20 protein-coding genes and 1 pseudogene are annotated in these 21,679 nt (G+C 41.9%); 10 read left to right on the forward strand and 11 right to left on the reverse strand.

All coding sequences use genetic code 11. The features are described from left to right. Nucleotides 1-100: 100 nt before the first annotated feature. From N3A72_00745 to N3A72_00770, 6 genes are all read right to left on the reverse strand, one after another. Nucleotides 101-1,531 (reverse strand): aldehyde dehydrogenase EutE, encoded by a 1,431-nt coding sequence (locus N3A72_00745; GenBank protein MCX7918138.1) that lies wholly within the window; start codon nt 1,529-1,531, stop codon nt 101-103. A gap of 159 nt (nt 1,532-1,690) precedes the next feature. Continuing rightward, nucleotides 1,691-2,479 (reverse strand): hypothetical protein, encoded by a 789-nt coding sequence (locus N3A72_00750; protein ID MCX7918139.1) that lies wholly within the window; start codon nt 2,477-2,479, stop codon nt 1,691-1,693. 54 nt (nt 2,480-2,533) lie between these two features. Then, nucleotides 2,534-3,232 carry a phosphate propanoyltransferase gene (gene pduL / locus N3A72_00755; protein MCX7918140.1) on the reverse strand — a complete coding sequence of 233 codons (699 nt, stop codon included), beginning with the start codon at nt 3,230-3,232 and terminating at the stop codon, nt 2,534-2,536. A 92-nt stretch (nt 3,233-3,324) separates the two neighbouring features. Further along, complete coding sequence (eutM, locus tag N3A72_00760; protein ID MCX7918141.1) at nt 3,325-3,603, reverse strand: ethanolamine utilization microcompartment protein EutM; 279 nt, start codon at nt 3,601-3,603, stop codon at nt 3,325-3,327. Nucleotides 3,604-3,715: 112 nt separating this feature from the next. Continuing rightward, nucleotides 3,716-4,057: a BMC domain-containing protein gene (locus N3A72_00765; GenBank protein MCX7918142.1), complete on the reverse strand. Its 342-nt coding sequence runs from the start codon at nt 4,055-4,057 to the stop codon at nt 3,716-3,718. A gap of 137 nt (nt 4,058-4,194) precedes the next feature. Further along, nucleotides 4,195-5,049 (reverse strand): class II aldolase/adducin family protein, encoded by an 855-nt coding sequence (locus N3A72_00770; protein MCX7918143.1) that lies wholly within the window; start codon nt 5,047-5,049, stop codon nt 4,195-4,197. Between the two features lie 339 nt (nt 5,050-5,388). On the opposite strand from N3A72_00770, the gene N3A72_00775 reads away from it, so the two are divergent. The 3 genes from N3A72_00775 (at nt 5,389) to upp (ending at nt 7,947) form a co-directional block, all read left to right on the forward strand. Next, nucleotides 5,389-6,144, forward strand: a complete 756-nt coding sequence (locus N3A72_00775; protein ID MCX7918144.1) for an MBL fold metallo-hydrolase — start codon at nt 5,389-5,391, stop codon at nt 6,142-6,144. 59 nt (nt 6,145-6,203) lie between these two features. Then, the gene (locus N3A72_00780) at nt 6,204-7,187 is read left to right on the forward strand and encodes a flippase-like domain-containing protein (GenBank protein ID MCX7918145.1); all 984 of its coding nucleotides are present in this window, start codon (nt 6,204-6,206) and stop codon (nt 7,185-7,187) included. 130 nt (nt 7,188-7,317) lie between these two features. Continuing rightward, complete coding sequence (upp, locus tag N3A72_00785) at nt 7,318-7,947, forward strand: uracil phosphoribosyltransferase (GenBank protein ID MCX7918146.1); 630 nt, start codon at nt 7,318-7,320, stop codon at nt 7,945-7,947. 107 nt (nt 7,948-8,054) lie between these two features. Here upp and N3A72_00790 read toward each other — a convergent pair whose 3' ends face one another. The 4 genes from N3A72_00790 to N3A72_00805 all read right to left on the reverse strand — a co-directional run bounded on the left by N3A72_00790 (nt 8,055) and on the right by N3A72_00805 (nt 11,904). Beyond that, the gene (locus N3A72_00790) at nt 8,055-8,471 is read right to left on the reverse strand and encodes a cell division protein ZapA (GenBank protein MCX7918147.1); all 417 of its coding nucleotides are present in this window, start codon (nt 8,469-8,471) and stop codon (nt 8,055-8,057) included. A gap of 73 nt (nt 8,472-8,544) precedes the next feature. Then, nucleotides 8,545-8,832 (reverse strand): cell division protein ZapB, encoded by a 288-nt coding sequence (gene zapB / locus N3A72_00795; protein ID MCX7918148.1) that lies wholly within the window; start codon nt 8,830-8,832, stop codon nt 8,545-8,547. A 105-nt stretch (nt 8,833-8,937) separates the two neighbouring features. Beyond that, complete coding sequence (gene pheT / locus N3A72_00800) at nt 8,938-11,037, reverse strand: phenylalanine--tRNA ligase subunit beta (protein ID MCX7918149.1); 2,100 nt, start codon at nt 11,035-11,037, stop codon at nt 8,938-8,940. 219 nt (nt 11,038-11,256) lie between these two features. Further along, nucleotides 11,257-11,904 carry an HAD family phosphatase gene (locus N3A72_00805; GenBank protein ID MCX7918150.1) on the reverse strand — a complete coding sequence of 216 codons (648 nt, stop codon included), beginning with the start codon at nt 11,902-11,904 and terminating at the stop codon, nt 11,257-11,259. Nucleotides 11,905-12,116: 212 nt separating this feature from the next. Between N3A72_00805 and N3A72_00810 the strand changes: the two genes are divergently transcribed. The 7 genes and pseudogenes from N3A72_00810 to galT all read left to right on the forward strand — a co-directional run bounded on the left by N3A72_00810 (nt 12,117) and on the right by galT (nt 20,379). Continuing rightward, nucleotides 12,117-13,844, forward strand: a complete 1,728-nt coding sequence (locus tag N3A72_00810; GenBank protein ID MCX7918151.1) for a hypothetical protein — start codon at nt 12,117-12,119, stop codon at nt 13,842-13,844. Between the two features lie 201 nt (nt 13,845-14,045). Then, nucleotides 14,046-15,476 carry an MCE family protein gene (locus tag N3A72_00815; protein ID MCX7918152.1) on the forward strand — a complete coding sequence of 477 codons (1,431 nt, stop codon included), beginning with the start codon at nt 14,046-14,048 and terminating at the stop codon, nt 15,474-15,476. 74 nt (nt 15,477-15,550) lie between these two features. After that, nucleotides 15,551-16,939, forward strand: a complete 1,389-nt coding sequence (radA, locus tag N3A72_00820; GenBank protein ID MCX7918153.1) for a DNA repair protein RadA — start codon at nt 15,551-15,553, stop codon at nt 16,937-16,939. A 243-nt stretch (nt 16,940-17,182) separates the two neighbouring features. After that, a pseudogene (locus tag N3A72_00825) lies at nt 17,183-17,983 on the forward strand (TRAM domain-containing protein). 68 nt (nt 17,984-18,051) lie between these two features. After that, nucleotides 18,052-18,762, forward strand: coding sequence for a 2-C-methyl-D-erythritol 4-phosphate cytidylyltransferase (gene ispD / locus N3A72_00830; GenBank protein MCX7918154.1), 711 nt, complete (start codon nt 18,052-18,054; stop codon nt 18,760-18,762). 51 nt (nt 18,763-18,813) lie between these two features. Further along, the gene (gene ispF / locus N3A72_00835) at nt 18,814-19,341 is read left to right on the forward strand and encodes a 2-C-methyl-D-erythritol 2,4-cyclodiphosphate synthase (GenBank protein MCX7918155.1); all 528 of its coding nucleotides are present in this window, start codon (nt 18,814-18,816) and stop codon (nt 19,339-19,341) included. A 33-nt stretch (nt 19,342-19,374) separates the two neighbouring features. Continuing rightward, nucleotides 19,375-20,379, forward strand: coding sequence for a galactose-1-phosphate uridylyltransferase (gene galT / locus N3A72_00840; GenBank protein MCX7918156.1), 1,005 nt, complete (start codon nt 19,375-19,377; stop codon nt 20,377-20,379). Nucleotides 20,380-20,527: 148 nt separating this feature from the next. Here the strand turns inward: galT and N3A72_00845 are convergent, their stop codons facing one another. After that, nucleotides 20,528-21,583: a 3-isopropylmalate dehydrogenase gene (locus tag N3A72_00845; protein MCX7918157.1), complete on the reverse strand. Its 1,056-nt coding sequence runs from the start codon at nt 21,581-21,583 to the stop codon at nt 20,528-20,530. Nucleotides 21,584-21,679: the final 96 nt, after the last annotated feature.

A 21,679-nucleotide genomic window follows, 5' to 3' on the forward strand; every position in this document is an offset into this window, starting at 1 on the left:
CAAAAATTACATCTGATTTTTATTTTATAGCCTTTATATGTTCTAGAACCAGAAAAGATTGTTTATAATACTTCCTGAATTCATAATAATTTGCAGAATCTTAACTTATTTCTAGACTCTTTCTAAGCACTAACCGTCGGGCACGAGTAAAATGCCGGGCGGTAGTCGGTCCTTCCCCAGTTGGTCCGGCAATCGTGAACGAAGTCGGTCCATCAGCTTCATAACCGAGCGTTGACCCGCAATGCGTATTCGCAGCGAATAACGTGCATTGGATAGCTTTCGCAAACGCGGTTATCCGGTCGATATTCTTCGAATGAATTAATGCGGTATGCCGGAACCCATGTTCAACTTCAACCGCAACTCTGACTGCTTCATCGAAATCGGTAACGCGAACTATCGGTAGTATCGGCATCATCAATTCTTCCTGCACAAACGGATGGTCTTTGTTCGTTTCAACTATTATTAGGATAATCTCATCACTAACAGTTATCCCGAGTTGCGCAAGTATCAGTTTCGCATCTTTCCCAACCCAGTTTTTGTTCAGGGTATTATCCGGATTCAATACTACCCAAGCTAACCTATTCAATTCACTTGGCTGAAGTAAATATGCACCGTTTTTCTGCATTTCATCAATTAGTTTATCCGCAACGGTTCGGATAACAATCAGCTCTTTTTCGCAGACGCACGGCATGTTATTATCAAACGAACTCCCTTGAACGATATATTTCGCTGCCGATGCGATATCCGCAGTTTCGTCAACGATAACCGGCGGATTCCCCGGACCGGCGGCGATAACTTTTTTCCCAGCGGTCATCGCTGCACGAACCACACCACCGCCGCCCGTTGCCGCAATCATATTCACTTTCGGATGTTTCATTAATTCTGCAGAAGTGCGTAACGTCGGGTCCGCAACGGAAGTCATTAGATTCTCCGGACCGCCAGCAGCGACTATCGCGCGGTTCAACCGCTGCATCGTTTCAATGGTACAATTTTTAGCGCTCGGATGCGGATTGAATACCACCGCATTTCCTGCAGCAATCATGCTAATCCCGTTATTGATAACGGTCGCGGTCGGATTGGTTACCGGAGTTATCGCTGCAATAACGCCTATCGGTGAATAGAGCGAAAATTCCGTAGTTTCATCGCCGCTTCGCGAGAGTAACGGTAAATCTTCTACACCGGGAGTTTTAGTCGCAACCAGAACATTTTTTATCTTTTTATCCGCAACACGACCCATTTTTGTTTCCGCAACCGCTAGTTCAGCTAGCGATAACGCATTATCGAGCGCGCATTTGCGCATCGCAGCAATGATTTCTTTCCGTTTCTCGAACCCGAGTTTGATAAGCTGTTTCTGCGCTCTTGCCGCAGCTTCAACTGCAGAATCTATATCTGCAAAAACGCCGTCTTTTTGCAGCGGGCGAGTTGCGACATCGCTTCCGGTTCCTTGAACTGCAGAAACGATTTTTTCCTGCTGGATATTTTTTAAGACCTGGTTAACAATTCGGTTAAGTTCTTGTTCGCTAATAGCCATAATAGGTTACCTTTTCACTCGCTCCTATCGGAGCGTCTTTATTGTTGTCTTATCGTATCCAGCGCTTCTGCGCTGGGCTATGGTCATCTTGTTGCTACCAGAACTAAAAATTGACTAGTAATCTGAGCTGGGGCTAACGGGACGAATTGATAGTATCTGTTAAATCCATTCTAATTCGATATTTAATTCTTTTGCGGTATCGCGAGCGAGCGGTGTAACGATACTTCCTTTGCGAACCCTAATTTTTTTATCACCGCTACTCGCTGCGGATTTGATATCGTATTCAGTTATGATTTTTTTCTCCGGTCCTTTCCGTGGGATTGATTCTAGTATAGAAACTGTCTCTTCAGCGAGATCGTCTACCGGAACCAATCGGATACCATATTGGATTAATTTATCTAATTCGGTATGAATCGATTGGATGATTGCCGGAGCCATTTCCGGTGTTCCGCAACGCGGGCAGTTAGCCAGCATCGGGTCAGCGCCGTTCCGCGCTGCGATAATCGGTTTTTTATTAACTAATGCGGTATATAATAAATCCGTAACTAAGGTATCAGTTATCGTGGAAGCGAGTTTAATTGCGGTAGTCCGACTTAAAGTAGCTACCAAAACAAGCTCTTGCTCCTGAATAAACGATAAAACGTTCTCAGCCGGAATATCGGTTAAAACCTGATATCCGGTGGTTATGGGAAGAAGTTTATCGGTGCCGATAATTTTTTGTGCGGCGTGACTTAATAGAAAGGTAAATGTATATTTTTTCTGCTGCTGGAGTTGTTTGATTTGGTCAATTGCCGGAACGAGTCCGACATCAGACCCAGTGAAAATAACTAGGATATTCCGACCACCTGGGTTCGGGATATTTTCCGGTATATTCATCGGCCGGCTGGAAAGATATTTTTCTATTTCTTCCCGAACGATTTTAGCGATTTGCGTAGAATCGAATTCCATTAGAGAAAACTTAACCGCAGAGTTCGCAGAGAAATTCTCTGTTCGCGCTGTGGTTTATTTTATGATTTCAGCTACGGAATTACAATGGACGCCGGCAGCGTTGGCATCATCAGTATCAAGATGGAGTTCAAGCCGGAAATTCGGACTAACCCGAATGAGCACGTTATCAAATACAACTCCGGTTTCGCCCGGGATTCGAACTCGAACTACGTCCCGGTCTTTAACTCCAAACCGTTTCGCGTCATCCGGATGCATATGGATATGCCGAATTGACCGGATCACCGCATTGATATGAACCGACCCTTTCGGCCCGATAATAGTTACCGCAGCACCGCCTTTAACTTTGACCGATTCAGCGACCGGCGGGTCGATTCCTAACGGAATCGCATCCGTTCGCGCGAGTTCAACCTGTGTCTGGTCACGTTCCGGACCAAGGATACGAACCTCAGGTAACGCCCGTAATTTCGGTCCGACTAGCGTAACCACTTCTTTAGCGGCAAACTGTCCCGGCTGGGATAACTCGTTCCGTTTCGTGAGCGTATAACCTGAACCGTAAAGGATATCCAAATGTTCCCGGCTAATATGGATATGCCGAACGGAAACTCCAATTGGAATTCGTAACGGCTCTTTCACAACACGACTAACAGCTATCGGCTGGACAGACGGTTCTTCCGGAGCAACGGTGATACCGGCTTTCTGCAATTCCGCAATGACGCGCTGGCTGATAATATTAACCAGCGTCTCCCATTCCATAGAAAACACTGATTACACAGATTAAAAGAAATCGATTCCACCGCTCTAAAATCGGTGGTTTCATTCTCAATCTGTGTAATCAGTTTTTATGTTTACTTTCCGCTCGGTAGAATTTTATCCAGTTCCTGATGCGGTCGCGGGATAACATGCACGCTCACCAGTTCCCCGACGCGTTTCGCTGCCGCAGCTCCAGCATCAGTTGCGGCTTTCACCGCACCGACATCACCACGAACCATAACGGTTACATACCCGCCCCCGATTTTTTCTTTTCCAATCAGGGTAACGTTCGCAGCTTTAACCATCGCATCTGCCGCTTCGATTGAAGCGACGTTTCCTTTCGTTTCAATAAGTCCTAACGCTTCACCGACCATGGTATTTCTCCCCTCCTTTATATAATTTCGAATAAATCAAATATTAGCGAATATATACCGACTGACATCTGTTTGCGCGCAATTCGCGCTATATAATTCGGATAATTCGATTCTATTTTTTCGGTTTTTCTGATTTCGGTTGGAGAACATCCGGCGCTCCGGTTTCCTGACTGACTACCGGAACCGAATTGATTAACGGTTCAATCTGGTCATCCGGTCGTGGAATAACATGCGCACCAACCACTTTCCCGACTTTTTGCGCAGCAACAACTCCAGCTTCAACCGCAGATTTTACCGCACTCACTTCACCAACAATTTTAACCGTCGCTAATCCCGCCCCGGGAAAAGATATTTCTTGTATGGTTACCAACGCTGCTTTAACTGCGGCATCCGCAGCTTCTAAACTCCCAACTAAACCGATCGTTTCAATCATGCCTAGCGCTTGGAGTGCCATGGTCTTCCTCCATTAAACTATCGTTAATAGTTATCTTCGCTTAGCGGTTATTGTATAGTTCACGCTATGTGTGTAAAAAACAGCTGAACTGAACTTTGCAAACTTTATAAAATCTAGCGAGCTTTGCGGTCAATTTTTTATTTCGATATTACTATGCGTCGAACGACTTCTTCCGTTATTTTAGCTATTAAATCATTCGCATCTGTTTGGTTGGTTTCCGTGGTAACCGATTTCGCCTGGTGCCATAACTGCTGCTGTTTCTGCCGTAACCTTTCCTGCATCTCTTCGGTATCGCAGATACCGCATTCTGCACATTCCGCTCCTTTACACGTTAGAACCGGACCGGTTATTCCCATCTGCTGTCGAACCGCCATTAATTTTTCTACTTGCGGTGCGGTTAAAACTTTTTCTCCGCCAAGTTGTCGCGCCGCAAGACTGATTTTCGCAAAATGCTCTAATGATTCCATTTTATAATATGCGTTATAAACATCTTTTCCAACAGTTAACGCACCGTGGTTCGCAAGCAAAACCGCATCGCATTGTTTAATCAAATCGCGAATTGAGTTCGGCACTTCTTCAGTTGATGGAGTGCCATATTGTGCGAGCGGTATACTTCCGATAGTCAGGATTATCTCCGGAAGAACGCATTTTTCGAGCGGAATGCCGGCTACCGCAAATCCGGTAGCTACCGGTGGATGCGCATGAACAACCGCAGTTATATCCGGTCGTTCCATATATACAGCGCAATGCATTTTGATTTCTGAAGATGGTTTCAAATTCGGGTCACCAGCGATTTTATTACCTAGCATATCGCATTTGATAAGCTGGTCAGGGGTTAAAAACCCTTTCGATAAACCACTCGGTGTCGCTAGGATTTCTTTCTCCGATATCCGAATGCTAATATTGCCATCATTTGAAGCAACAAATCCTTTACTATACATTCGTCGACCGATTTCAACGATATCTAATTTCGCTTGGTATTCAGTTACCATATAGAACCCAAAAGTGGTAGAGTCCAAATAGTGAAAATTTTCCTAGCTTAACTTATTTTTCTTTGTTTATACATTTATTGAAGATAATCAGATTAAAAATAAACTTTAACGTAACCATATAGCTGTTGTCAAGAGCAAATGTAGGAAAACTAGCAATAAAATCAATCGCTTAGCTACGCTTGCGACAAGTTGTTTTCCTTGACGAACTCCGAACGGTTTTATGCATAAAATTTATGTAATTTACTTGACGGTATAACCGATTTTACCGTAGCATACTTGGTTAAACCATTAATATTGTACTATATATTGCAGTATTTAGAATATTAGGGAGAATATATTATGGAAATATTTATATTGGGTTCAGGTACTTGTGAACCGAATCCGAATCGAGGTCATTCGGGAATAGCGATTCGATTACTTGATGGACAGATTATACTATTCGACAGTGGAAGCGGAACAATTCAGAAAATGGCTCAGATGGGGTTAGACTATCGTCAGGTAGATTATTTATGTTATTCGCATATTCATGCTGACCATACCACCGACTTAATAACTTTTTTATTTGCCACGAACTGTTTACCCCAGAATCCGCGGGTGAAACCGTTGCATATCGTTGGGCCGAAAGGATTCCGCAAGTTTATCAAACAGCTGGTTAAATCATTTCCGCAACTTGAACCGAAATCGTATGAAATATTACTCCATCAGGTGGCAAGTAGCCGGTTGCGGTTCCCAAATTTCATCATTCGGACGAAACCGATGGCACATGGAGAACTTCCAGCGGTTGGATATCGGCTTGAATACAATCATAAAGTGCTGGTTTATTCCGGAGATACCGGATATTGCGATAATATCATTACATTAGCGCAGAATGCGGATGCGCTTATTCTGGAATGTTCTCTTCCTGAAGAATACGCTGTGGATACGCATCTGTGTCCAAGTTTAGCTGGTAAACTTGCTAACCTAGCTAATGTTAAACGTCTGGTATTAACTCATCTCTATTCGGTCTGCGACCGGTATCCGATTCTAGATCGATGCAAACAAGAATATTCAGGTGACGTACAAATAGCATCAGACTTAATGACCATTCAGGTTTAAGGAGGATATGTAGATATAATTACGGAGCGAACTTTGCGGTAATAGAAATTTTTTAAATTATGCGTACCTGGCGATTTTGGCTCGGAATCATTATCAGCGTGATATTTTTATATCTCGCATTTAATAAGGTTAACCTCCAGCAGATGTTCGGCGCATTTCGTACGGTTCAAGTATGGTATATCATTGGAGCTGTGGTAATTTATCTTATCGGACTGTGGATTCGAGCGTATCGCTGGAAGTTTCTGGTTGACCCAATTAAACTAATCCCCAATACCCGGTTATTCCCGGTGCTCATTATCGGATATATGGCAAATAACATTTTCCCGTTGCGAATGGGAGATGTCTATCGCGCATACATCCTGGGGAGAAAAGAAAATATAAGTAAATCGGCGGCGTTGGCAACTATTGTCGTCGAACGAATTTTTGATGGCTTATCAATGATTATCTTTTTAGTGGTTGGACTTTTAGCGCTGCAATCGCATCCGCTATTCACCCCACAAGAACAAACGATCATCTGGATGGTAACCATTATACTTCTAACGATATTATTCTTTTTCATCCTAATGATATGGAAACGGGATTTCGCCGAGCCTATGTTCCATGGGGTAAGCCGGTTTCTTCCGGCTCGGCTTGGGAGCAAATGCCAGCAATGGTCAAGCGCATTTCTCGATGGATTAACTGTTCTTAAAAGCGGAACGGTAGCAAGTATTGTTCTCGGATTATCAATCGTATCCTGGTTGATTGAAGCGGTAATGTATCTCCTCATCGGGTATGGGATGCAACTTGCGGTTCCTTATCATGCTGGACCGATTATTTTAGCAGTATCCAATCTCGGGATGATCATTCCTTCATCTCCAGGCGCAATCGGTACCTTTGAATATTTTTTCGCGAGAAGTGCAGCGTTATTTGCGCTCGATTCAACGGGTGCATTAAGTTATGCGATTTTAGTTCATGCGTTATGGTGGTTCCCGATAACCATCCTTGGTTTTATCTATATGGCTAGAGAACATATCTCATTTGCAATGAGGTCAACAGAAGAATGATATAAAACATGTTAAAAGTCAATCTGCTCCAGCGGATTAAAAATATCAAAACAATTCCTATGGAATCTGGTATTTGACTTAAGTAAACATGTGAATCAATTTAATTAATGGTACTGGGGGAATAAAAACTATGGCAATCAAGATTATAGACCATCCTTTAATTCAGCATAAACTAACGAATATGCGAGATAAAAATACCGGGTCGAAAGATTTTCGAGAATTAGTCGATGAAGTTAGCAATCTGCTAGCGTATGAAGCGACCCGGGAGATGGAAACGATACCTGTTGAAGTAGAAACCCCATTGAATATGTTCGCAAAAGGGAGAATTCTCGCTGGGAAAATGCCAGCGATTATTCCGATTCTCCGTGCAGGACTCGGAATGGTTGATGGTATCCTGCGGCTTATCCCCATGGCGAAAGTAGGACATCTAGGGATATATCGCGACCACGAAACACTCCAGCCGGTAGTATATTATAACAAAATGCCGAAAGATATCCAGGAACGGGACGTGTTTATTGTTGACCCGATGTTTGCGACTGGCGGGTCGCTTATTGCCGCCTGCGATTTGATTAAAGAGTTACGCCCGAAATCGTTGAAAGCGATGTGTATCATCGCATCGCCGGAAGCGTTATCCGCATTTGAAAAAACCCATCCGGAAGTAACGGTTTATACCGCAGCAGTTGATGAACGGCTGAATGAAAAGGGTTATATTCTCCCCGGACTTGGTGATGCTGGTGACCGGTTGTTTGGAACGAAGTAACCCACTAAGACTCTATGGCACCGAGAGAAAATATAATGTCGCATTATCAATTATCAAATAATTGTACTGGATGTTTTGGTGTTCGTGGTAAGATTTAGATTTAAGGATTAGCTTTTACTTAGCTCTTCGTCAATCAAACTGTGGAGTAACGCAACTTTCTTTTGAATTTCCGGAGAAGATTCTTTCTTATCTTTAATCTCGGTAATAACCTCTTTTGGTTCTTTTGTTTCTTTGATTTCTTTAGTTGGTTTGGGAAGAGTAGGTTTATGCGCCGGTTTCTCTGGTTCAGCCGGTGTCCCCTCTATTCTCTCACGAAGACTGAATAGTTCATCTGCTATTGCTAACGCGGTGAGAACCGCAACTCGAGATGTGGTTACTGTCCCTGATTTCTGGGAGATATCATGCATTCGCTGGTTAACAAACTGAACCAGTTGTTTCGCTTGGTCGATTTTACTCGGCGGAACTCGGAGCGTATATTCCTGCCCGGCGATTTGAACAACCAATGGCACGAAATCTTCTAACATACCAGAATTTCGAATATCACGAATGATATCGAAAGAACTGAAAATTCGATATATTCGCGCGATTCGTTTCGGTTTATTCGATTTCTAATGAAAATTTATCCAGAACGTTGAGCAACGATTCTATCCGTGATTTGATTTCTTTCCGTTCTGCGACAAGATTATTATATTCTTCTTCGAGTTTCGCCAGTTCTAACTCTTGCGATTTTGCGGTTTCCTTAGCTTGTTTTTCTAGCGTGGTAATCTGTTTCTGCAATTCTTTATTTTCTTCCGCTAATTTATCACGTTCACTACGGAGTTTTTTTATCAGCGCTAACATCGCCTGGATTTTCTCTTCGAGCGCAGCGAGTTCAGTTGAATCCATATTTTCTTGACGGATGAACTAAAGAACGAAAGAACACTCGAACAGCAATCGTGTACTACTCACGATTCTTTCTTTTCTCCGTTCTTTCGTTCCGACGTTATCACGTTATCTTATTTTGATTTCTAATGTTTCTATTAATGTTTGGAGTACTTGCTGGTTGAGCTGGTTCACTTCTTCATCGGATAACGTGCGGTCATCTGCACGATAGGTTATCCGATATGATAATGACCGAAACCCAGCCGGAATTTTATCTCCGGAATATACGTCAAACAGTTCAATCCCGGCAATATTTTCTTTAACCACTGATTGAATTAACGATGTGATTTGGATTGAACTAACGGAATTGGGAACCAATAACGAAACATCTCGAATTACTGCCGGATATTTCGGTAATGGCTGATATTGCCGCTGTCTTTTCGGTAAATTATATATTGCATCCAGATTAAGTTCAAACAAAAACGTCTCTTTTTTAATATCCAGTTTCCCAGCGATAGAATTTGCTAGTTGTCCAATTAAACCGATGCTTTGCTTCCCGACTTTAATCTCAGCGGCGCGTGTTGAATGGAGAAACGTTCGCTGAATAGCATGATAATTCAACCTGGTACTATCTATCTCTAATGCTTCTAATACCGATTCGATTACGCCTTTCAAATAATAAAAATCTGGATAGGTGAATGGTTCATTCCAACTTTGTCCGCTCAGTTTACGATACAGTACTGCTGCAAGGTTGGTTATCTGACGGTAAGGATTGGATTTCTTAATTGGAACATTCGTTTGCGGAGGATTCGTATCTTCTTCATAGACATAATTTAACTCAAATAACGCAACTTCATTTGCCCCTTGTTTGATGTTATCTGCAAGGTTGCGCAGTAAACTCGGGAGAAGCGATGTTCGAACGATTGATTGTTCAACGCTCATCGGATTTTTTAACGAGATGGCAGCGGTCGAATCCCAACCGAGTTTTTGCCATTCAATAGGGTCAACTAGGGAATGGTTAACCGCTTCATAGAATCCAGCGGATATCATCTGGTTCCGAATAACCCGTTCCGTTTTCCGATGGTAAGTATCGGTATACGGCATAATATGGATCACAGGAGTAGTTGTCGGGATACGATTATAACCATAAATCCGAGCGATTTCTTCAATTAAATCTATTTCTCGGGATATATCTCTGCGGAAACTTGGGATTCTCACCTGCAACGTATCCACATCAATAATTGTTGGCGAAAGCTGTAATCGAACGAGAATATCTTGAATTGCATCTAATTCTAATTTAGTACCTAGAATATGGTTGGTTCGCGAAACGCGTAAAGTAATACTTGTAGGAGATACGATTGGTTTCGGATAAACATCAATAATTCCTCGGGCGATTCGCCCCCCAGCTAACTTTTGAATTAGCTGGATTCCCCGATTCACTGCTGGAATGGTTCCTTCCGGATCAGCTCCGCGTTCGAACCGATACGATGCTTCTGTTTTCAATCCTAATGCAGAAGCGGTTTTCCGCGTTGAAACTGGATTGAAATATGCTGATTCAAGTAATATATCGGTGGTAGAGTTAACCACCTGCGAATTCGCTCCGCCCATAATTCCAGCTAACGCTACCGGTTTCTTCCCATCTGCGATAACCAACATCTCCGGAGTTATCAATCGTTCCTGTTCGTCAAGGGTTTTTAATGTTTCACCAGGGTAGGGAGTGCGAACGACTATGTTATGTCCGTCTAAACAATTTAAGTCGAACGCATGCATCGGATGACCATATTCCATAAGAACATAGTTGGTTACATCAACGACATTATTAATCGTTCGAACTCCAACCGCTGTAAGCCGTTTCACGAGCCAATCCGGTGATGGACCGATTTTAACACCGGTGATAACTCGAGCGCTATATCTCGGACAAAGCTCGGGAGCCAAGATAGTTACCGTTGCTAAAGTTTCTACCGGCGGATCACTTTCAATAATTTTTATTTCTGGTTCTTTCAATGGACTACCAGTTAACGCGCTAATCTCGCGAGCGACCCCAATAACACTTAACAAATCCGGTCGATTCGCTGTGATTTCTAACTCAAGAACAAAATCGTCGGAGTCATACGGATTCGAGGTTACTGAAACCACTTCAATCCCTGCGTCGGTTAGCTGTTCCGCTAATTGTTCCGGGGTTAAGGAAAAATCAACATATTCTTTCAGCCATTGAATCGTAACTTTCATAAATAATAATGATTATAAAAATCTTCTTAACGTTTACGGAAACACCTAATCACCGCCATCTGCGGGTTAATCGCCTGATATACTTAAAATTTAATAATATCACAAAATCCAAAAAAACAAAAATTTACCATTGTTTCTCAATGTCGCAAAGGTTCATTCAAGAAAAATATATTGCCAAATGCTGAACAATAAATTTCAGCATACATCTTTGACCTGCTGCTATAAGGTTTGAATTAATTCTATGGAAATCGCATCTAGCGAATCAACTATGATATCCGCTCGCGAAAAATCCTGGTTTCGTGTATGTTGATGCGGAACAATGATACATTTCATCCCTGCATCTTTCGCGGCGCGAAGTCCAGGGTTACTATCTTCTATTGCTACACAATTCGATGGCGGAAGATTCAATCGACTCGCAGCTAGGAGAAACAATGCTGGATTGGGTTTTCCTTCTTTAACCTCATCTCCACTAGCGATAACTTCAAATTTGTCCTTGATATTTAACCCGGTTAAGACCATATCAACATCTGTTCGAACTGAACTCGATGCGACGGCTAATCGAAACTTTGCGGCTAATAATCGTTCTAATAATGGCGATAATCCAGGCATTTCAACTAGATTTTTCGCTAAAATCGAATGATATGCTGCTCTTTTCTGCTGGGCAAACGTAGCATAATCTACCGGAATATGATATTGCCGTTGTATTTCAGAAAAATCATCCGCTAATTTCCGACCTATCATTTTCTGGAATTCTATCTCTGACAATTGGATATTCCATTGAGCCATAACCTGATTAATTGCAATCATTTGTAACGGTTCGCTATCAATAATAATACCGTCCATATCGAAAATCACAGCTTGGATCATAATCGTTTGTTACACTTTACTCCTTGTCTCACCAGAATTTATGTAAAGATAACAAAAAATCTCCAATATCCATAGTGTTATCTTTTCAGTATTAGCTAAATATCGTAGCGAAAGATAGTTAGTCTCGTCAACTTAAGCAGGATAAGTAGCTAAATCTCAAAAAATAAAGTAAAATAGAATGTTATGTTAAATCCAACAAATGACCTTTAACCATGGAACTGCCAATAACTGAAACACCTAATGAATTAACGAGCAATATCGATATCGCTGACCCGACAGGTATTGTTCGGCTTTTTCGACAAACCGATAGTCAGATTTTTAATGGATATTCAATTTATCCTGGATTAAACGATACGGAGATCCTGAATAGAATTGAAGTAGCAGTTGATAGAATTGTTCCCGTAGTAAAAGCAAAAAGAAAGAAAGCGATTGTTATTTCCGGAGCGGGAACCAGCGGTCGATTAGCGATGTTTATCTCACGAACGTTTAATCGGATACTCAAACAATCCGGTCATCCGCCGATATTCAATTATCTAATTGCTGGCGGGGATAAAGCGTTAATTCAAGCGCAGGAAGGAGCTGAAGATGACCCGAACCAGGCGGTAACCGATTTAACCTCGATTATTTCAGATGCTGAACTTGTAGCATACTTCGGAGTCACCTGCGGGTTTTCAGCGCCCTACATCGCCGGACAGTTGAATTATACTGCCAACCGTAAAAATATTTTCAGCGTTCTGCTCGGATTCAATCCGACAGAAGCAGCACGAAATGTTCCAATTGAAAACTGGGATAAAACCTTTCTCGATGTCGTCCATTCTATTCATCGGAAAAAGAACTGTTTAATTCTCAATCCCATTATCGGACCGGAACCGATAACCGGGTCAACGAGAATGAAAAGCGGTTCGGCAACCAAAATTATTTTAGAACTGATTTTTACTTTAGCGTTTGAAAAAAGTGGAATATTAGATAAAATACCCTATTCCAAAACTCAAATTCCAACTGTGAAATCTAAAATTCAATCTCTGCTTCAGCAATATGAAATCACGCGAACAGAAACCTATCGTGAGCTAGACGCAATATCCGCATTGGTGCATCGTGCTGGATATACGCTACGTAATAAGGGACACATCTATTATCTTGGATTGGCACCATATGCTATCCTGGGAATTATTGACGCGTCGGAATGTCCACCAACGTTTGGCGCAGAGTTCGATGATGTGCGTGGATTCATTGATCACGGTTGGTACGGGTTACTCGAAACCGGAAATGATTTAAGTGCGGTAGGTCCGCAGTATCGAATTGGAATTGAAGAATTTATTACACATAAATTACCGAAGTTAACACGACATGATACGGTTCTCTATCTCGGCGAAACGAAGATACCTAACCGGTTTGTTACCCTACTGAAAAAAAGCCAGGCACATAATGCCTATACTGGAGCAATCATTATAAATGGAACGGATAAACAGATTGCAGGAGTAGACACCCTGGTTACCCCACGACTTTCTTGCTCATCGTTAACCGCTGATGGACACCAAGCGTTTTCGGAATTTGCTATGAAACTAATTCTGAACGCCATAACTACTGGCGGCCATATTCTTGCTGGTAAAATCTATCAGAATCGAATGATTGATTTGAAAATAAGCAACAATAAATTATATTATCGGACGATGAATATTATCTCTGATATCATGAAGGTGAGTAAACGGAACGCAATGGAATGTATGTTAAAAGCGATTTATGGAACCAATCGTCTGACCGAATCGCAGAAAACTGCGCCGATATCCGCCCATATTAATGCTGCTACTGGTAAAGAAAAAATTGTTCCGACGGCAATGCTATTAGCGACGGGACGATTTAGCGTAGCGGAGGCAACCGCAGCGTTAAAAAAAGAACCGATTGTACGAAATATCATAAAGACGTATATTGAGAATAACTAGTCTCAGGTAAAATTTATATATACTTATATACTCAATGACATCTTTTTCGAAAACAGCTAGAGTGAAGGAGGGTTATCGTATCAGGTAGAATTGACGTTCATTGCGGATTAAGCCAAAGTTAAACCCGATACGTAGTTACTACCGCTACTACGTATACGTAACGATATATTGCGAACCATATTATATCGGGAGGAATAATCTATGGCAAAGTTAAGTGCGGAAACTAAAGTGGGGATATTAACGATTATCGCTGTTGGGATTCTTGTTATCGGGACATTGATGATTGGTAAATTTACCTGGTTTGGAAAAACCTATACGATAAAATTATACTTCGATTTCGTTAGCGGGATTGAACGTGGTGCTCCAGTTCGACTTGGAGGAGTCAAAGTTGGTATCGTCAAAGATATCCGGATTGTTCCGGAACATAAACCTGCGATTGAAGTCGAACTCCGACTCGCAAAAACCGCTCAGATCCATCGTGATGCACGAGCGTTTATTGCCACAATGGGGCTGATGGGTGAAAAATATGTTGAGATTTATGCCGGCTCACCGGGATCTCCACTTCTTGCCGACGGTGATAGCATTAATGGACAGAATCCGTTACAGATGGAAGATATTTTAGCTGCAAGTAAACAAATTAGTGAAGATTTAGCGAAAACCATTCAAGCGATTTCTGAAGTGGTAACGAAAGAAGAAACCAAACATTCGATTACCAACTTTATAACTCGGCTCGATTCGATTTCCGCAAAAATCGATGGGATTCTCGCTCGTAGGCAGGGAGATTTAGAAACCTTCGCTACAAACCTCAAAACATTGACTGAACAAATGAAACTGGTTGTTAGCGACGTTGATGCCATTATTAAGGAAAACCGAGCAGAAATCAAATCGACAGTAAGTGATTTTTCCGCAACTGCGGATACTATCCATAAGAACATTGACCGGATTATAGAAAATTTAGATAAAATCACGCAGCACATGAGTTCGCTCCTGGCGGAAAATCAACCGGAACTGAATGCAACGATAAAAAATTTCCGGTCTGCTTCAGATGATTTTAAAAAGGCAATGGAAAAAATCAATGCGATGACAGAAAAAATCGAATCTGGTCAAGGTACTATCGGGAAGCTCATTAATGACCCGAACCTTTACGAACATACTTCTTCTACGCTCGGGTCAGTTAAACAAGCAGCGGACGCCATAAAAGATGTCGCTGGGAAAACCGGTGATTTCTTTACCAACATTAATTTTGAATATGACCTGCGCTATTATGATAAGCTAGACCGATGGCGAAATGATATTGATATCCGATTTAATCCTAGTAAAGGAAAATATTATCTCGGCGGCGTCAGCGATATCGGACACGACCCGAAAGTGAATTTATTGTTTGCGAAATCATTAAATAACTGGGATGTTAAACTCGGCGTATTGGAATCGGAAGCGGCAGTCGGACTAGATTATCGCGCTTTTAGCGATAATCTGAAACTTGGTTTCAAAACGGTTGGGGTAACTGAAGAAGAACCGCGATTGGATTTCGATAGTGAATTACATCTTTTTTCATATTGGTATCTCGTGTTTGGTGCCCAGGACATAACGCGAGATGTAAAATCGAATGCTGGAGTAAAAATTAGGTACTAGACGACTGCTGCATGGAGAAAGCTATCCAGTAATGGTGTATCAATGTTTTAGGTATGCTGGGGTTTGTAACAGGTATGGGTAAGATACGAACCAAATTTGTCTGTCAGCAATGTGGCGGAGAAAGTTTAAAGTGGGTTGGAAAATGCCCGCATTGCGATGCCTGGAATTCGTTGGTTGAAGAATTCGAACCGTTTTCTGTAAAAACTGAATCGCGGGTTAGCCAGCGTTTTGCTGAAATAGAAGCTGAACAGGTTCCGGTTCGGTTGAATGAGATTTTGCAGGAACCACAGGAGCGATTGGAGACTAACATTAATGAAGTTGACCGTGTTCTCGGCGGTGGGTTTGTATTGGGTTCATTAGTATTACTGGGCGGAGAACCCGGCATTGGAAAATCAACGCTATTACTGCAATGCGGAAATGCGATTGCTGAACGTTATGGAGTAGTACTTTATGTATCTGCAGAGGAGTCGGTTAACCAAATCAAGTTACGCGCTGACCGATTAGGCTCGATTTCATCAAATCTTGTCGTATTATCGCAGACAAATTTAGATAAAATTTGTTCTCAGATTCAGCAGATTAACCCGAAATTGGTTATTGTCGATTCAATTCAAACTATCTATAATTCTGAACTCGCTTCTGCTCCAGGAAGTGTTAGTCAAGTTCGGGAATGTGCAACGCAGTTGATGTATTTGGCAAAAGGAACAGGAATAGCTATTATTCTGGTCGGGCATGTGACAAAAGATGGTTCTCTTGCGGGACCAAGAACCCTTGAACATTTGGTAGATACAGTTCTATATCTTGAAGGTGAACGGTTCCATCGGCACCGGATACTTCGTTCAGTTAAAAACCGCTTCGGATCAACTAATGAACTCGGGATATTTGAAATGCGAGAGAAAGGATTGATTGAAGTAACCAATCCTTCGGAGATACTTTTGTCCGAACGACCAAAGCACGCTAGCGGTTCAGTTGTGGTTCCGAGTATGGAAGGCACTCGCCCGATTCTGGTAGAGATTCAGGCGTTAACCAGTCCAGGATCGGGATTTGGTATTCCACGCCGGATGGCGACCGGAGTAGATGTACGCCGTGTTAGCCTTTTAATTGCAGTATTGGAAAAGCGGATAGGTTTAAATTTAGCCGGCAATGATGTTTTTGTTAACGTTGCTGGTGGGGTTAAGATTGAAGAACCGGCCGTAGATTTAGGAATCATTTTAGCATTAGCATCGAGTTTCCGTAACCGGCCAGTTTGCGCGAATTTAGTTGCGATCGGTGAAGTGGGGTTATCCGGTGAAGTGCGTTCAGTTAATTTTATTGATAAACGGATTCAAGAAGCTATCCATCTCGGGTTTACCGGAGCGGTTATGGCTCAAAGCAATCTTTCGGGGTTGAATTTAATATCCGAATTTACGGTGTATGGGGTTCAAACGGTTGCGGAAGCGTTAGAGGTTGCATTGATGCAGTCGTAAGATATAACTTCTCTACGTTAAATCTTAAGAAAGGAGGTGATTGAGATGTTCTTATGGGTTGTTCGAATATTATTTCTTGTAGGAAGTACAAGTGCAGTATTTTATCTTGTATATCAATATTATCATAATTTATATTATGCTATTATCTCTACCGTAGGAGCAATAGGGTTCGTGGCGATTATTATCGGATTAGAATATTTATTACGCCGTGCGCGAATCAAACAGCTTACGGTAGGAGTATTCGGTTTATTAGCTGGGCTTATTTCCGCAAATTTATTAGCATACGCATTATCATCATTTATTACCGACCGATTTATATCTCCATTACTTCAAATTTTATTAAATCTTGGGCTAGGTTATCTCGGGTTCGCCCTGGGAATTAAAAAAGCGGAACATATCAGCTGGGAAGATGCGGGTATTGTGGTAACCCGACCGAGCGGGGAGCTAAATAAAAAAATTCTTGATACCAGCACGATTATTGATGGCCGAATTGCTGACATCGCGGCGACAAAGTTTATGGAAGGTAAATTTATCATTCCACGGTTCGTGTTAAAAGAACTCCAATATATCGCCGATTCTCCGGATCCGATGAAACGGAAACGTGGTCGGCGCGGGTTGGATATCCTGAACCGTTTGCAGAAAGGCGATTTGCAAGTTGAAATTGTAGAACAGGATTTTCCGACCATCAACGAGGTTGACCATAAACTCGTCGAACTAGCTAAATCGATGCAAGCGAGTATCATAACGAATGATTATAATCTGAATAAAGTGGCTGAATTGCAAGGTATAACGGTATTGAATATCAATGAATTAGCGAATGCGTTAAAGCCGGTTGTGCTCCCAGGTGAAGAATTGAAAGTATTTGTGCTTCGTGAAGGAAAAGAATATAATCAGGGGGTTGGATATCTAGACGACGGGACGATGGTCGTAATAGATAGCGGAAAAGAGTATATCAATCAGAAAGTTGATGTTACCGTCACCAGCGTATTGCAAACCCCAGCAGGGAGAATGGTATTTGCGAAAATTGCCGGAGTTGCTGAATAAAAATTAGCTGGGGTAGCAGGCAGAAAGCAATGTATTAGGTTTCTGCCATCTGGCTTTTGGTTTGTATTATGAAAACAGCCGCAATAGTTGTTGCTGCGGGAGCGAGTACTCGGTTCGGGCGTAAAACCAAAAAACAGTTTTCGCTTCTTGCTGGGAAACCGCTTGTCGTGTACCCGTTAAGGGTACTTAATCACAGTCGGTATATTAATCGGATAATTTTAGTTGTACCTGCAGGGCAAATTAATCTAGTTGAACGTCAAATTCTGCAGAAAGAACGGTTCGATAAAATAACTGATATTATTGCCGGCGGTGAAGAACGAACCGATTCGGTTTGGAATGCGCTCCGATTATTGCACGAATCACAACTCCCGAACCGCAACTTGGAATTGGTTCTCATTCACGATGGAGTTCGACCATTTATCACAGAAAAAATGATTCGCGATACCATTCAAATCGCTCGGCGGACTGGCGCCGCTTGTATTGCAACGAAAATAACTGATACGGTCAAATTAGCTGATGCGAACCTAATTATTCAGAAAACGATACCCCGAGATAACCTTTGGTGCGTTCAGACACCGCAAGTATTTAAATTTACTCTCTTATTCGAAGCATATCAGGATGCGCGAAATAAAAATAGGAAATCTACTGACGATGCCGGGATATTAGAATATCGTGGTATTCCCGTAACTCTTGTTCCGGGTCCGGTAACCAATATAAAAATCACTACTCAGCAAGATATGGTTCTAGCAGAAACGATTTTGACAAGCAGGTGCCATTGATAAACCTAAAGGTAACCATTTAGATATCAGAAAATTTGAGCTTTATATATTATGAATTTTCGAATCGGTTATGGGTTTGATATACACCCGCTGGTTTCAGGGCGAGATTTATTTCTTGGTGGAATAAAAATCCCGTTCCATAAAGGACTCGATGGTGATTCTGACGCTGATGTCGTGATTCATGCTATAATAGATTCTATTCTGGGCGGATTAGGTGCCGGCGATATCGGCCGGATATTCGGTGTCGGAAAGCCAGAATTGATGGGGATATCGAGTCTGAAATTGTTAGAACGGGTTGTCCATCAACTCGAGCAATCGGAATATACAATTGGCAATATTGATGTAACGATTATCGCGGAAGAACCGAAATTAAGCGAATATATCGCAGCAATGCAAATGCAGTTACGGCAAGTACTACATCTATCTGACCCAACTGCAATCAATATTAAGGCAACCACCGCAAAAAAAATCGGACCGCTTGGTGCGGGTGAAGGAATTGCTGCTATTGCCGTAGTGCTATTAGAAAAAAGATGTCAGAAGTTAGAAGTCAGACATTACGAAAAAACAAATGAAAACTGAGTTCTAACCTCTGACCTTTTTAAGGAGCATCTTATGCCAGAACTAAGAAAAGACCCGGTTATAGGTCGGTGGGTTATTATCGCATCTGAACGCGGGAAACGGCCATCAGATTTTGGCGCTGAACCGGATAAAAAGCAAGCTGAATTCTGTCCGTTTTGCTATGGAAATGAAGATAAAACGCCGCCTGAAGTATTAGCGTATCGCGAGCCAGGAACACAAAAAAACGGTCCCGGATGGTGGGTGCGGGTTGTTCCGAATAAATTTCCGGCGTTGAAAATTGAAGGAGATTTAAATCGTGAAGGTGAAGGAATGTACGATAAAATGAACGGTATTGGGGCACATGAAGTGGTAATTGAATCGCCGGACCATTTTGCAAGTTTCGCTACATTAGACGAAAAATATATCCAAGAAGTCATCTGGGCATTTCGGGATCGATACATTGATTTAGCGAAAGATACGCGATTTAAGTATATTATTATTTTTAAAAATCATGGGAGCGCTGCCGGCGCATCGCTTGAACACACCCATAGCCAGATTATTGCTACCCCGATTGTGCCGAAACGTGCCCGCGAAGAACTCAATGGTGCACGAGAGTATTATGAGTATAAAGAACGGTGCGTGTTCTGTGATATTGTTCGGCAGGAACTGTCTTCAGGGATACGAATGGTTCTTGAGAACCAAGATTTTATTGCGTTTTGTCCGTTTGCAAGTCGGTTTCCGTTTGAGGTCTGGATCCTACCGAAAAAACATTGGGCGAATATTGAGCATTTAAAAAAGGGGGAGGTAACCGAACTGGCAGCAATCTTGAAAGGGGTATTAGGTAAACTGCGTAATGCGCTAAATGACCCGCCATATAATTTTATGATTCATTGCGCTCCATTAAGTGAACCGGAACTGCCTTTTTATCATTGGCATATTGAAATTATGCCTAAATTAACGAAAGTTGCCGGATTCGAATGGGGAACCGGATTTTATATCAATCCAACGCCACCAGAAGAAGCAGCTAAATATCTTCGGGAAACTGAAATCGAAGGATGATAAAAATATGAGAGGAGAATGAAAGAAAAATGTCGTGGGTTCACCGGTTCTTCCATTCTCCGATACATTGGAAAATATTTTTTAGTATCCTTAAAGATATATTCTCTGTGGACTAAGCGTATTCTGAGGTTAAATTTTGTTTCGTTTTTTATTGAGTTGCAAATTGTGCAACCATATCTCCAATTTGAGATGTTCCCGGGTCGCTACTTGCCGATAACGTCTTAATATATCCTTCTGTCATAATTTTAATAATCGCCTGTTCAATACGTTTCGCTGCATTCAATTCTCCAAGATGCTCCAACATCATTCCACCAGCGGCAATAGCAGCTAATGGATTAATCATATTCTTGCCAGTATATTTCGGAGCAGAACCGTGAATTGGTTCAAACATTGATACCCCTTGCGGATTCAAATTTCCTGATGCCGCAATGCCCATACCTCCTTGAATCATCGCACCTAAATCGGTAATAATATCACCAAACATATTCGGGGTAACAATAACATCAAACCATTCCGGATTCTTAACAAACCACATGGTGATCGCATCGACATGGGCATGATCCTGTTTTATATCCGGATATTCCGCACCAACCTCTTTAAATACCCGCTGCCATAAATCGTGACCATAGGTCAATACATTCGATTTGTCGCATAACGTTAATTTCTTCATCTTGTTACGTTTTCTGGTCAATTCGAATGCGTATCGAACACAGCGTTCTACTCCTTTTCGGGTATTCACATCTTCCTGAATAGCGATTTCATCCGGTGTCCCCTTTTTAAACACACCGCCCATGCCAACATACGCTCCCTCAGTGTTTTCACGAACCACGACAAAATCTATATCCGCAGGAGTTTTATCTTTTAACGGGCAGAACTGTTCCGCATATAACTTAATTGGTCGTAGATTGATATACTGGTCGAGTTTAAATCGTAACGTTAATAATATCCCGCGTTCTAAAATTCCGGTCGGTACTCCCGGATGGCCGATGGCTCCGAGATAAATTGCATCTGCTTGTTTAAATTCTTCAATAGCGGAATCCGGTAATAACTCGCCAGTTTTTAAATAATGGTCTCCGCCAAACGGATAATGGATTATTTCATAACTGAACCGTTCAATTTTTGATACCGCATTTAATACCTTCAACCCTTCATTAATAATTTCCGGGCCCACCCCATCACCTGGGATAACAGCTATTTTATACATTCTCTAACTACCCCCTCTTTAAATTTAATAATAATTTGAAATAAGCTAAATTCTCAATAAATATTCTATTAGATTTAGATTGAAACCAACTTCAAC

It is taken from the genome of bacterium (genome assembly GCA_026416715.1).
In the GTDB taxonomy this organism is placed as follows: domain Bacteria; phylum UBP4; class UBA4092; order JAOAEQ01; family JAOAEQ01; genus JAOAEQ01.

Bases quoted from the DNA above. Each gene is read 5' to 3' on its own strand.
- N3A72_00745 (MCX7918138.1), bottom strand. From the start codon at position 1,531: ATGGCTATTAGCGAACAAGAACTTAACCGAATTGTTAACCAGGTCTTA.
- N3A72_00750 (MCX7918139.1), bottom strand. From the start codon at position 2,479: ATGGAATTCGATTCTACGCAAATCGCTAAAATCGTTCGGGAAGAAATA.
- pduL (MCX7918140.1), bottom strand. From the start codon at position 3,232: ATGGAATGGGAGACGCTGGTTAATATTATCAGCCAGCGCGTCATTGCG.
- eutM (MCX7918141.1), bottom strand. From the start codon at position 3,603: ATGGTCGGTGAAGCGTTAGGACTTATTGAAACGAAAGGAAACGTCGCT.
- N3A72_00765 (MCX7918142.1), bottom strand. From the start codon at position 4,057: ATGGCACTCCAAGCGCTAGGCATGATTGAAACGATCGGTTTAGTTGGG.
- N3A72_00770 (MCX7918143.1), bottom strand. From the start codon at position 5,049: ATGGTAACTGAATACCAAGCGAAATTAGATATCGTTGAAATCGGTCGA.
- N3A72_00775 (MCX7918144.1), top strand. From the start codon at position 5,389: ATGGAAATATTTATATTGGGTTCAGGTACTTGTGAACCGAATCCGAAT.
- N3A72_00780 (MCX7918145.1), top strand. From the start codon at position 6,204: ATGCGTACCTGGCGATTTTGGCTCGGAATCATTATCAGCGTGATATTT.
- upp (MCX7918146.1), top strand. From the start codon at position 7,318: ATGGCAATCAAGATTATAGACCATCCTTTAATTCAGCATAAACTAACG.
- N3A72_00790 (MCX7918147.1), bottom strand. From the start codon at position 8,471: ATGTTAGAAGATTTCGTGCCATTGGTTGTTCAAATCGCCGGGCAGGAA.
- zapB (MCX7918148.1), bottom strand. From the start codon at position 8,832: ATGGATTCAACTGAACTCGCTGCGCTCGAAGAGAAAATCCAGGCGATG.
- pheT (MCX7918149.1), bottom strand. From the start codon at position 11,037: ATGAAAGTTACGATTCAATGGCTGAAAGAATATGTTGATTTTTCCTTA.
- N3A72_00805 (MCX7918150.1), bottom strand. From the start codon at position 11,904: ATGATCCAAGCTGTGATTTTCGATATGGACGGTATTATTATTGATAGC.
- N3A72_00810 (MCX7918151.1), top strand. From the start codon at position 12,117: ATGGAACTGCCAATAACTGAAACACCTAATGAATTAACGAGCAATATC.
- N3A72_00815 (MCX7918152.1), top strand. From the start codon at position 14,046: ATGGCAAAGTTAAGTGCGGAAACTAAAGTGGGGATATTAACGATTATC.
- radA (MCX7918153.1), top strand. From the start codon at position 15,551: ATGGGTAAGATACGAACCAAATTTGTCTGTCAGCAATGTGGCGGAGAA.
- ispD (MCX7918154.1), top strand. From the start codon at position 18,052: ATGAAAACAGCCGCAATAGTTGTTGCTGCGGGAGCGAGTACTCGGTTC.
- ispF (MCX7918155.1), top strand. From the start codon at position 18,814: ATGAATTTTCGAATCGGTTATGGGTTTGATATACACCCGCTGGTTTCA.
- galT (MCX7918156.1), top strand. From the start codon at position 19,375: ATGCCAGAACTAAGAAAAGACCCGGTTATAGGTCGGTGGGTTATTATC.
- N3A72_00845 (MCX7918157.1), bottom strand. From the start codon at position 21,583: ATGTATAAAATAGCTGTTATCCCAGGTGATGGGGTGGGCCCGGAAATT.